Annotated in this window: 9 protein-coding genes, 1 tRNA gene and 1 pseudogene; 4 read left to right on the top strand and 7 right to left on the bottom strand. The window is 59.4% G+C overall.

Annotated features, from left to right (window positions below):
- The first annotated feature begins 4 nt into the window (after positions 1-4).
- Positions 5-1192, top strand: a complete 1188-nt coding sequence (desA, locus tag ELQ88_RS03510; RefSeq protein WP_138963676.1) for a delta-9 fatty acid desaturase DesA — start codon at positions 5-7, stop codon at positions 1190-1192.
- A gap of 235 nt (positions 1193-1427) precedes the next feature.
- Positions 1428-2417 carry a sensor domain-containing diguanylate cyclase gene (locus tag ELQ88_RS03505; protein WP_138963674.1) on the top strand — a complete coding sequence of 330 codons (990 nt, stop codon included), beginning with the start codon at positions 1428-1430 and terminating at the stop codon, positions 2415-2417.
- Here ELQ88_RS03505 and ELQ88_RS03500 read toward each other — a convergent pair.
- From ELQ88_RS03500 to gabD, 3 genes are all read right to left on the bottom strand, one after another.
- Complete coding sequence (locus ELQ88_RS03500; protein ID WP_138963672.1) at positions 2414-3634, bottom strand: HDOD domain-containing protein; 1221 nt, start codon at positions 3632-3634, stop codon at positions 2414-2416. The genes ELQ88_RS03505 and ELQ88_RS03500 overlap by 4 nt on opposite strands.
- Positions 3635-3774: 140 nt before the next feature.
- On the bottom strand, positions 3775-5052 hold the full coding sequence (gabT, locus tag ELQ88_RS03495; protein WP_138963670.1) for a 4-aminobutyrate--2-oxoglutarate transaminase: 1278 nt from the start codon (positions 5050-5052) through the stop codon (positions 3775-3777).
- Between the two features lie 198 nt (positions 5053-5250).
- A complete protein-coding gene (gabD, locus tag ELQ88_RS03490; protein WP_128873893.1) occupies positions 5251-6693 on the bottom strand; it encodes an NADP-dependent succinate-semialdehyde dehydrogenase in 1443 nt (480 codons plus the stop codon).
- A 348-nt stretch (positions 6694-7041) separates the two neighbouring features.
- Here gabD and ELQ88_RS03485 point away from each other — a divergent pair.
- Positions 7042-7118, top strand: a tRNA-Arg gene (locus ELQ88_RS03485).
- A 649-nt stretch (positions 7119-7767) separates the two neighbouring features.
- Positions 7768-8060, top strand: a pseudogene (locus ELQ88_RS03475) (DUF3077 domain-containing protein).
- A gap of 285 nt (positions 8061-8345) precedes the next feature.
- Here ELQ88_RS03475 and ELQ88_RS03470 read toward each other — a convergent pair.
- The 4 genes from ELQ88_RS03470 to ELQ88_RS03455 are packed head-to-tail and all read right to left on the bottom strand — an operon-like array spanning position 8346 to position 11580.
- The gene (locus ELQ88_RS03470) at positions 8346-8615 is read right to left on the bottom strand and encodes a hypothetical protein (protein WP_228761585.1); all 270 of its coding nucleotides are present in this window, start codon (positions 8613-8615) and stop codon (positions 8346-8348) included.
- A gap of 21 nt (positions 8616-8636) precedes the next feature.
- Positions 8637-9266 carry a hypothetical protein gene (locus ELQ88_RS03465; protein ID WP_138963666.1) on the bottom strand — a complete coding sequence of 210 codons (630 nt, stop codon included), beginning with the start codon at positions 9264-9266 and terminating at the stop codon, positions 8637-8639.
- Positions 9263-9874 carry an RNA polymerase sigma factor gene (locus tag ELQ88_RS03460; RefSeq protein ID WP_138963664.1) on the bottom strand — a complete coding sequence of 204 codons (612 nt, stop codon included), beginning with the start codon at positions 9872-9874 and terminating at the stop codon, positions 9263-9265. The genes ELQ88_RS03465 and ELQ88_RS03460 overlap by 4 nt, the downstream gene beginning before the upstream one ends.
- Positions 9874-11580: a VWA domain-containing protein gene (locus ELQ88_RS03455; RefSeq protein WP_138963662.1), complete on the bottom strand. Its 1707-nt coding sequence runs from the start codon at positions 11578-11580 to the stop codon at positions 9874-9876. The genes ELQ88_RS03460 and ELQ88_RS03455 overlap by 1 nt, the downstream gene beginning before the upstream one ends.
- Positions 11581-11662 lie beyond the last annotated feature (82 nt).

The raw sequence follows: 11662 nt of genomic DNA, 5'->3' as shown, positions 1-11662 counted from the left end.
GCCTATGTGGTACGAAGGTTTTCTCGGCTTGTCGCCCTGGTCACTGGTGGCAGTCACCCTGCTGATGACCCACGTGACGATCATTGGCGTCACGGTCTATCTGCACCGTTATTCAGCCCATCGCTCGCTTGAGCTCAATGCCGGCCTGAAACATTTCTTCCGCTTCTGGTTGTGGTTGACCACCGCCCAGAACACCCGCGAGTGGACCGCTATCCACCGCAAGCATCACGCCAAATGCGAAACCGAAGATGACCCGCACAGCCCGGTCATCAAGGGGTTGTCCACCGTCCTGCGCAAAGGTGCCGAGCTGTACCGCGCCGAAGCGGAAAACCCCGAGACCTTGCGTATCTACGGCAAGAACTGCCCCGACGACTGGATCGAACGCAACCTGTATACCCGTTTCCCCCTGCTGGGTGTGGCAATCATGGGCGTTATCGACCTGCTGCTGTTCGGCACCATCGGTATCACCATCTGGGCCATCCAGATGATGTGGATCCCGGTCTGGGCTGCCGGCGTGGTCAACGGCCTGGGCCATGCCATTGGCTACCGCAACTTCGAATGCCGCGATGCGGCGACCAATCTGGTGCCTTGGGGCATCCTGATCGGCGGCGAAGAACTGCATAACAACCATCACACTTACCCGAACTCGGCGAAACTGTCGGTGAAGAAGTGGGAATTCGATCTCGGCTGGGCCTGGATACAAGTCTTCAGTTTCTTCCGCTTGGCCAAGGTCCAGCGCGTCGCGCCGATTGCCCACCGGGTCGAAGGTAAAGGCAACCTGGATATGGACACCGCCATGGCCATCCTCAACAACCGCTTCCAGATCATGGCCCAGTACCGCAAGCTGGTGATCGCCCCGCTGGTCAAGCAAGAGCTGGAAAAGGTCGATCATTCGGTTCGTCACCAGTTCCACCGGGCCAAGCGCCTGCTCTCGCGGGAAACCAGCCTGCTGGATGAAAAACACCACCTGCGCATCCAGACCATGCTCGAGCACAGTCAGGCGCTGAAGGTCATCTACGAGAAACGCCTGGCCTTGCAACAGATCTGGCTCAAGACCAGCTCGAATGGTCACGACATGCTGGCCGCCATCAAGGATTGGGTCCACGAAGCCGAAGCCAGCGGAATCCAATCGCTGCGCGAATTCGCCGACCAGTTGAAAACTTACTCCCTGCGCCCTGCCGCTACCGTCTGACGGTGGCGAGGGAGCTTGCTCCCGCTCGGCGGCGAAGGCCGTGGAAAACCTGACGACGCGTTTTAACTGATAAACGCGTCGCCAGTACCGCCCGGCGGGAGCAAGCTCCCTCGCCACGAAAGGCGGGAACTTCACTTCAAATCCCCTATCTCAAAGACACTTCGCCATCCAGGCGGGCTTTGTGGTGGCCGCTTTCGAACCTCGAGCGGCACACGCCCTTTGAGATTTTGTACCGATGGTCAATAGAAACCTACAAGACTCATCCCTTCCACAGTGGCCCGAGGCCGCGCAGACGCTAATGGCGCTGATTCATGCCCAAGGCGAAGTGGCGCGCCTGAGCGAACGCGAACAGCTGTTCAGCTCCCTGCTGGTGAGCGTCAACGCGGTGCTTTGGGCATTCGACTGGGAAGCCCGCCAGATGCTCTATGTGAGCCCTGCCTACGAGCGGATTTTTGGCCGTTCCGCCGGCCTTTTACTGGCCGACTACAACCAATGGCGCGACAGCATTTACCCCGACGACCTGGACTATGCCGAGCGCAGCATGGCCGACGTATTGGACAAAGGCGCCGTTGAGAACCGTGAGTACCGCATCATTGCCGCCGACGGCCAGGTACGCTGGCTGAGTGACAAGTGCTTCATCAACCGCCTGGCCGAGCCGGGACAGCCGGTGATCATCGTCGGAATCGCCGAAGACATCACCGACAAGAAGCACATGGAAACCGAACTCCACCGCCTGGCTACCACAGATGGGCTAACCCAGAGCAGCAACCGCCGACACTTCTTCGAATGCGCCAACCACGAATTCGAACAGGCGCGAAATCAAGGCGCGCCTCTGTCGTTCCTGATCCTGGACATCGATGATTTCAAAGTGATCAATGACACCTATGGCCACCAGGTGGGCGATAGCGTGCTGCAACGGATCGCCGAGAGCGGTCGAGGTTCCTTGCGGCGTGGTGATGTATTCGGGCGAATCGGCGGTGAGGAGTTCGCGGCGGTATTCCCCGGTTGTGCACCGGACATGGCCATGCAAGTGGCCGAGCGCCTGCAACGGGAAATTCAGCGATTGAGCTTCTGCCATGACGACCAGACGTTCGGCATCACCATCAGCCAGGGCCTGACCAGCCTCACGGCCGAGGATGAAAACATCGACGCCCTGTTCGCCCGCGCCGATGCGGCGATGTACGAGGCGAAGCGTCAGGGCAAGAATCGCATCCTCTGCGGCTAGGCTTGCGTTTGGCGCAAACGCATCAATTCCGGCACTCCGATCTTGAGCAACCGCGCCGTTCGGCCCTTCGCCAGCGCCTCAATGTCCTCCTGCCCGGTCAGGCGCGCCAACTGCGCAGCCATGTTCATTACCAGTGCTTCTCTGGAATAAACCCCACCACCCAGCTCGTAGACCGCCGCAATCAGCCCTCGCAACTGCAGTGGCAAACGCCAACGGGTACGCAACGCCGAACCATAAGCCGCGCCGAATTGCGCCAGCGCGTTCCCCACCTCCTCCCACTCATCCAGCTCACCCCCGGCTTGTTTCCATTCCTGCAAAGACCGCAACAACGCCAGTTCGCCCAGTCGATGCAGCATGCCGGCGCAATAACAGCGCTCCTGATCCAGATCCAGCAAGTGCGCCAGGGCCCGCGCATATTCGGCGGTGTGCAGCGACAGTTCACAATAACGCTCGGCGTAATCCGCCAGGCACCGATCGCTGAACCGCGCACTTCGCCTGAGGGCCAAACCCAGCACCAGGTTCATGCTTTGTTCGATGCCAAGACGCTGCAGCGCCTGGGACAGGGTCTGTACGGCAACACCCTGATACCGGGCCGCGCTGTTGGCGGCGGCGATCAGCACGGCGGTGATCTGCGGATCGGTACGGAGCTCGTCATGCAACAGCGTCAGATCGATGCTGTCGGGATTGAGGCTGCGCTTGAGCGCCAACTGCACGTCGGTCATCAGCGATGCGCCATCAGCCAGCTCGCGTCGGCGCTCCAGGAAAACCGACAAGGTCATGCCCGGCGCCAGCGTCGGCCCATCGCACAATACTTGCTCGCCAGCATTGAGCAGCAAACCCTGCAGACGCCGGGTCAGGCTTGCCATGTTCAGGGGTTTGGTCAGATAGGCCGCAGGCGCCAGAGGCAAGGCTTGGCGCACGCTGGCACTGTCGTTACGGCTGCTCATCAGAATGAACGGCAGTGGCGGATTACGTTTGCGCTGGCGAACACTGCGCAACACATTCAAGCCATCGATGCCGGGCAACTCCCTGTCAACGATCACCAGGTCGTAGGGATATTCCGCGAGCAAGCGCAATGCTTCCTGACCATCGGCACACAGATTCAGCCGTACGTCGCAGCGCACGCTCAACAGTACTTGCTTGAGCAGATCACGGGACCAGGAGTCGGCCTCGGCAATCAGCACACGCGGTACAGCAGGTAACACCACAGCGGTCATCTGCACACTCCATTGGCAAATGCGTGCACCTTACTCAAGGCGAGACATTCGTTACAGCGCGGAGGGTTTCGGGAGCCAAAAAAACCCGCCGAAGCGGGTTTTTTGTCGATCAGCTCACACTTTCATCAGAGCACTTTAAATCAAAGCTCCGCGAAGCACTCTTCGATGATTGCCAGACCTTTGTCCAGTTGCTCATCCGGCGAAGTCAGTGGTACCAACACACGCAGAACGTTGCCGTAAGTGCCGCAGGACAGCAGGATCAGGCCCTTGTCGCGAGCCTTGGCCACAACGGCGGCTACCGCTGGAGCGTTCGGCTTGTGGCTATCGCCATCAACGAACAACTCGACCGCGATCATCGCGCCCAGGGCACGCACTTCGCCGATCACCGGGTATTTGGCCTGAATGGCTTTCAGGCCAGTGACCAGACGCTCGCCGACAGCCTTGCAGCGGTCCAGCAGGTGTTCTTCTTCGAACACTTCCATCACGGCCAGGGCCGCGGCGCAAGCGATCGGGCTACCGGCGTAGGTGCCGCCCAGGCCGCCTGGCGCGATGGCGTCCATGTATTCGGCCTTGCCGCACACACCAGCCAGCGGGAAGCCGCCAGCGATGGATTTGGCGAAGGTGGTCAGGTCGGCGGCAACGCCCATCTGCTCCATGGCGAAGAAGGTGCCGGTACGGCCAGCGCCAGTCTGCACTTCGTCAGCGATCAGCAGGATGCCGTGCTGGTCGCACAGTGCGCGCAGACGCTTCATGAACTCTTTAGGCGCGACGTAGAAACCGCCTTCGCCCTGGACCGGCTCGATGATGATGGCGGCGATGTCACGCGGTTCGGCGTCGTTCTTGAAGATGCGTTCGATGCTGGCGATCGAATCGTCGATGCTCACGCCGTGCAGTTCGTTCGGGTACAGCGCGCGGAAGATGCCGCCTGGCATCAGGCCCATGCCGGCCGAGTAAGGCACGACTTTACCAGTCAGGCCCAGGGTCATCATGGTGCGACCGTGGTAAGCGCCGGTGAACGCGATCACGCCGGCACGGCCAGTGGCGGCACGGGCGATTTTCACGGCGTTCTCTACAGCTTCGGAACCGGTGGTCACCAGCAGGGTTTTCTTGGCGAAATCACCTGGCACCTTGGCGTTGATTTTTTCGCACAGTTCAACGTATGGCTCGTAGGCCAGTACCTGGAAGCAAGTGTGAGTCAGCTTGTTCAGCTGCGCGGTCACGGCGGCGATGATTTTCGGGTGCAGGTGACCGGTGTTCAACACGGCGATACCGCCGGCGAAGTCGATGAACTCGCGACCTTCAACGTCGGTCACTGTGGCGTTCTTCGCGGACTCGGCGAAGATCGGGTGAATCTGGCCAACACCGCGTGGTACAGCGGCTTCGCGGCGTTTCATCAGGGATGCGTTAGTCTTGCTCATACAGTCCTCATTCACCGCTCATCGGGCGGCGTGGTTCAAGGAAAATGCGGCGGGGAGGCAACTGCGGCAGCATGCGATGATCGACTGCCACAGCTTTCCCGGCCACAGAGAAAATTCCATTTGAAGCGCGGAAAGGGACAGCGCTCTCGTGCCCTTTCCGCTTGAAGCAATGCCTTGCCCGGCTCTTGTCTTGCGAGCTTAGATGCCCAGGCAGAGGTATTTGATTTCCAGGTAATCTTCGATGCCGTACTTGGAGCCTTCACGGCCCAGGCCCGACGCCTTGATGCCGCCGAACGGCGCGACTTCGTTGGAGATCAACCCGGTGTTGACCCCGACCATGCCGTATTCCAGGGCTTCCGCCACACGGAACACACGACCCAGGTCACGGGCATAGAAATACGAAGCCAGGCCGAACTCGGTGTCGTTGGACATCGCGATCACTTCGGCTTCGTCTTTGAAGCGGAACAGCGGCGCCAATGGACCGAAGGTTTCTTCCTTGGCCACCGCAGCGTTCTTCGGCACGTTGGTGAGGATAGTCGGCTCGAAGAAGTTGCCTTCCATGACCTTGCCACCGGCCAGAACGGTTGCGCCTTTGCTGACGGCATCAGCGATGTGCTCTTGAACCTTGGCCACGGCTTTTTCATCGATCAGCGGACCGGTAGTGGTGCCGTCTTCCAGACCGTTACCGATCTTGAGCTTGGCCACGGCCACTTTCAGCTTCTCGGCGAACGCGTCGTAGACCGAATCCTGGATGTACAGACGGTTGGCACAGACGCAGGTCTGGCCGTTGTTGCGGTACTTGGAAATGATCGCGCCTTCGACGGCCTTATCCAGGTCCGCGTCGTCGAACACGATGAACGGCGCGTTGCCGCCCAGTTCCAGCGAGACTTTCTTGATGTCCTTGGCGCATTCGGCCATCAGCTGACGACCGATTTCGGTCGAGCCGGTGAAGGACAATTTGCGCACGATCGGGTTGCTGGTCAGCTCGCTGCCGATGTCGCCGGCGCTGCCGGAAACAACGCTGAACACACCGTTCGGAATGCCGGCACGCTGGGCCAGCTCGGCCAGAGCAAATGCGGAAAACGGGGTTTGCGAAGCAGGCTTGAGCACCATGGTGCAACCGGCAGCCAGCGCTGGACCCGCCTTGCGGGTGATCATCGCGGCCGGGAAGTTCCACGGAGTGATAGCAGCGGTCACGCCGATTGGCTGCTTGATCACGATCAGGCGCTTGTCCGGCTGGTGGCCGGGAATCACATCACCGTAGATGCGCTTGGCTTCTTCGGCGAACCACTCGATAAAGGAAGCGGCGTAAACGATCTCGCCCTTGGCTTCGGCCAGTGGCTTGCCCTGTTCCAGGGTCATCAGGCGAGCGAGGTCGTCCTGGTTCTCGATGATCAGTTCGAACCAGCGACGCAGCTTGTTCGCGCGATCCTTGGCGGTCAGTGCACGCCAGGCCGGCAGCGCCTTGTCAGCGGCTTCGATCGCACGGCGGGTTTCGGCAGCGCCCATTTTCGGCACAGTACCCAGAATTTCGCCCGTTGCCGGGTTGTTGACCTTGATCGTCTGACCATTGTCCGCATCGACCCAAGCGCCATCGATAAAGGCTTGCTGGCGGAACAACTGGGTGTCTTTAAGCTGCATGTCGGCTTTCCTTAACAGCACCGCGACCAGCGCGGAGCGAATTATGATTGTAGAAAGGCGCCTCGAAGGCTGCCGTCAGGGAAATCATTCACCGGGCTGAAGCACATAAATAGCGCACGGATTGGACTCGTGCGGTTCAGCACCCAGACAAGAGCGTTTGAAATCTCAAACGAATCCTAGGATCAAAGGGGGTAAAGGACAATAGCCTGTTCGAAAAAAAGAACGAAAACGGCGCATTTGCGGGTTTTTTCTGATCAGCGTAGTAAAGGGTCGTTACAGGCCCGAAAACACAGGCGATTCAGCAGCATGGACGCCCGCATCGCTTATGAGTATCATGGCGCCCGCATTGCACCAGTAGCTCAGCTGGATAGAGTACTGCCCTCCGAAGGCAGTGGTCGTGGGTTCGAATCCCGCCTGGTGCACCATAAGTAGGAACGAGAAAGCCTCAGATCTTAGGGTCTGGGGCTTTTTTGTGGGTGGCGTTTCGGGGCGGATCCCTGAAAAATTCAGTAGTTCGGTCAAACCGAACGAGTATCACACCTCGCGAACCGGTTTCCAGGTATGCGGCAGTAGCTTCGGTATCGCCCCCCGCTCCGAAGGCTCGATACTTGGGTAGTTCTTGGTTATTTTCTGGGTATTTCTTGGGTGGTTTCTTTGGTAGTCCCCGACCATTTGGCACTCTGACAATCGCCGTCACCACTCGCCCAACATCCGAAGTTGCACGATCGACCTGCACGATACCCTTCCGCCGTCGCTGCCAATTCAGCGACCGGGCTTGGTAACCCGAGAGTTGAGCGCAACAGCGCCCCCATCAGATTTGCAGGCGTTTTTTTATGCCCGCAGTTTTGAGTTATGGCCGCTGTGCGTGGGACGTCTTCGGGCGTGCCGGATTCCTTGACTCCCGGTTTACCAACCTGCGCACAGCTGCCATCCATTCGCTTGGTAACGAAAAAGTGGCAGTTCCTCGTCAAGGAGCTAGACCATGCGCAACAAAAATCCGTCCGAAATTCGTTTTGCCCTTCAACGCGATCTTGAATCGCAATCCCACCGCACCTCCGTCAATGGAGGTGGCATATGATCGACCCATCAGAGCTGAAAACCATCGGCTTAACGCCTGCCATCTACTGCTCGGATCAGGCGGTGTTCCACGTCACTCGCGGTGTGCCTCTCGGCGATGCGTTAGGCATGGCTTCCGATTTTCTGTTCCTCGCCAAAGCACGTCCAAAGACGCTGCCTACGACAGGGAAAGCGATCGTTACACCTGGGCTGCGCGTTATTTGACGGCGCTGAGTAAGGCGCTGGTTGATGATGTGGGGAAAGTGCTGACGCAAGGACCAGCGTTGCGGAAGGAACAAGCCGCAGAATAACGGTAGCCCACCATTGAAATTGCAGGTCCTGTTTTTGTTGGGAGCTGCAATTTGAAGGAGTAGCTAAGTGCTGCGTTGCTTCGCTTCAATGCCATTAAGGAGTGCGTAAAGCTCTGCGAACACCGTTTCGGCAGCTTGCTCCTGGCGGTGTTGCGATGATGGACTCAAGGGCGATGCGTTTATTCAGAAAGAACGCGTTAGCGTTAACGTCCATCGCGAGCAAGCTTGCTCCTACAAGGCGCAGCGCTCCACCTGACAGTTGGCGTTTGCCGCTAGGGCGTTCTTTCATTCGGTCGTCCAGTCGAACTCGTCGTATTCATCATCGTCGTCTCCGTCCTCGATCAATTCATCATCAAGGACGTCTTCCTCAAGCGCTTCCTCTGCCTGCTTCGCCAGCAGAAACTCCTTACGACTCTCAGTCACTGCTCGCCGCAGTTCCTCACCCTTGACCGGGCAATTGAGCATTTGGGCGATGCGGTCGATTTTTTTTGCCACGGCATCCTCCAACGCATCGGCTATGGGCCGATAGTGCGCGCTTTCGGGTGGCGATGCCAAATTGGCGACCGTTCTTTCTCCTCAGTTTGTCTTCAATGCCTTCAGTCGGGCCGTGAGGTTCTCCTTGGGAAAGCGTTTGTGCAGCTGGGCCATCAAGTCGTCGGCGGCTTTGGTCTGACCGGCACTTTGCAAGCGAAGAACTTCATGCAACTGTTCGTCCAGTGTTTTCACCGGCGCTGCAACACGCTTGCTGACCGTCGCTTCGTCGACCATTTCAGCGTTGATCGATTCGCTTTGCGCGGGAGCAGCGTAATCGGCCATGGGCGCAGCAGGTGCAGGGGCGGACATAGCGCCGGCCGGGGCAGCAAGAGAGCGTGCAGCCGACGGTGGTGCTTGTGCGGCTTCTTTTTTGGCGACCGGCGCGGATATTTTTGGCGCTGGGGCGAAGTCGTAGCTCGGCGTCTGTTCTGGCGTGCGCTGCACCAAAGCAAGCATCAGGGCCACGCCGATCAGGCTGGCAAATGCGACTTGCCAACGAGGCTTCTGGCAGGCCTGGACCCAGCGTTGCCACAGGCTCGGCTTCGGCACGGGCACTTCCCGGTGTGCAGTGGCCAGGATAAAGGCGTCGAGATGTGCCGGTGGTTCACCAGCCCCGTGTTCACGATAGTGCTGGAGTACTTCGTCTTTCGGTGTCTTGCGGGCGTCAGTCATGTCAGTACCTCCTCGGCCAGCAGCCGACGCAGTTTTTGCTGGGCGTAGCGCAAGCGGCTCTTGACGGTTTCCAGCGGTGTTTCGGTGAGGGTGGCGATCTGCGGCAAATCGAGATCGCTGTAGGCGCGCAGCAGGAACACTTCGCGCTGGTCGGCGGGCAAGGTTTGCAGGGCGGCTTCAAGGCGCTGTGAGTCGCGGCTCAGGCTCAGCAGTTGTTCAGGATCGGCTGCCTCGTCGGCCAGGGCATGGGCCTGTTCGTCGTAGCTGTCGTGCAGCGGTTGATGAACTCCGTTCTTGCGCCAGTGATCGATCAGACGATTGCGGGCAATCTGGTAGAGCCAGGTACGAAAAGTCGCCCGACCTTGTAGCTGACTACCACTGCGGATCAAGCTCAGCCAGGTTTCCTGATAGACCTCCTCGGCGAGTTCAGCCCTGCCGCTCAACCCTAGCAGAAACCTGTACAACCCCTGACGATGGCGCGCGTACAAAATCTCGAACGCCGCGCCGTCGCCCTCGCGGTAACGGGCCAGCAGCGATTCGTCGCTGCTGGCCTCGGTGCTGTTTGCGGGCGCAAACAGCTGGCTGATGAACCCCTTCAATCGGCTCACTATTCAATCCGTCGTTCAGTGGCAGTTGGATTCGACGCCGTGGTGCTGCGCAAGCTCTGCGCCAGTTCCACCAATTGCACGAACTCGCTGCGCACGCCGAAGCGATCATCGCCTCGGGCGCCACGAGCCAGTGCTTCGGTGTCTTTGAGGCTGAACTCGCCGGTGTAGCGTCCGTCCTTGAGCTGTTGGGAGAACGCTGCCACTGCCGCTGCAAAGCGCAGGTCATCGCTGGCTTTGCCGGCCAGGTCGTTAACGATCGGGTGTTCGATCAGGCGACTATTCCCACCCTCTGGCAACTGATAGCGAACTCGCAACATCGCCAATTCCCCGGTATTCACGGAAACATCGGCTGTGGATTTGCCATACCGCAATGGCTCCAACCAGCCCTTCTCCCCCTTGGGCACAATTTCATACAACGCCGTCACGGTATGGCCTGCACCGATTTCACCCGCATCGACTTTGTCATTGCTGAAATCCTCACGCTTCAGCGCCCGATTCTCATACCCCAACAACCGATACTCACTGACCTGCGCCGGGTTGAACTCCACTTGCAGCTTCACGTTCTTCGCCACGACGGCGAGGGTCGAACCGAGCTGATCCACCAGCACCTTGCGCGCCTCGCGCAGGTTGTCGATGTAGGCGTAGTTGCCATCGCCGGCATCGGCCAGTTGCTCCATCAGGTGTTCATTGTAGTTATCCACACCAAAACCCAGGGTGGTCAGGGACACGCCAGTCTTGCGCTTTTCCACAGCCATTTGCTTGAGGCTGTCGAAGTCGCTGATGCCGACGTTGAAGTCGCCGTCGGTGGCCAACAGGATGCGGTTGATGCCCTTGGGAATAAACGCCTGTTGTGCCATTTGATAAGCCAGCTCGATCCCCGACGCCCCGGCGGTGGAGCCGCCTGCGGTCAATTGATCGATGGCTGTACGAATTTTCGCTTTTTCCCGTCCGGAAGTCGGTTCCAGGACCACGCGCGAATCGCCGGCGTAAACCACCAATGACACCCGATCCTGCTCGCGCAACTGATCGACCAGCAGTTTCAGGGTGCTTTTGACCAGCGGCAAACCTTCGCGGCGGTCCATCGAGCCGGACACGTCCACCAGAAACACCAGGTTTGCCGGCGCCAGTTCGGCCACTGCGCGGTCCGAGGCTTTGATGCCGATGCGCAGCAATCGGGTATGCGGGTTCCACGGTGACGGCGCCAGCTCAGTGGTCACACCGAAGGGCGAGCCGTCGGTGGGCAATGCGTAATCGTAGGGAAAGTAATTGACCATCTCCTCCAGGCGCACCGCGCCTTCGGGCGGCAAGCGCCCTTGATTCAGCAAGCGGCGGACGTTGGCATAAGCACCGGTGTCGACGTCGGCGCTGAAGGTCGATACCGGCGATTCGGTCACGCTATGAATCGGGTTGTCGGCCAGCGCTTGATACTGTTCATGCTGCTCGTCCCGATAACCTGCCGGAGCCGATTCAGGCATCGGCGCATAACCCGCCATCGGTGCCGGTCGCACGCTGCGCTTGGCCATCGTGGCGTCCGCCATGACCGCCTCGGTATGTACCGGCGCCTCTGTTTTGAGCGCACCTTGAGCCGGCGGCGAGACCGAGGCGGACTCAGGCTTGGACGAAACGCCGCAACCGGCCATGGCCAGGAGCAACCCGACCGTGAAACCCTGGGCGGCCGGGCGGAGGAAATGCAGAGGGAGGGACATGGGGGCTGACCTCAGGAGGAAATTGATCCATTCATCCTCTGAGACGGGCAGCCCGACCGGTTCGGGTTAACCCGAAATAAAA

The organism is Pseudomonas sp. MPC6 (genome assembly GCF_006094435.1).
Classification (GTDB): domain Bacteria; phylum Pseudomonadota; class Gammaproteobacteria; order Pseudomonadales; family Pseudomonadaceae; genus Aquipseudomonas.
Note: the sequence above shows the minus strand (reverse complement) of the source record. Positions and strands in the feature narration are given on the sequence as shown.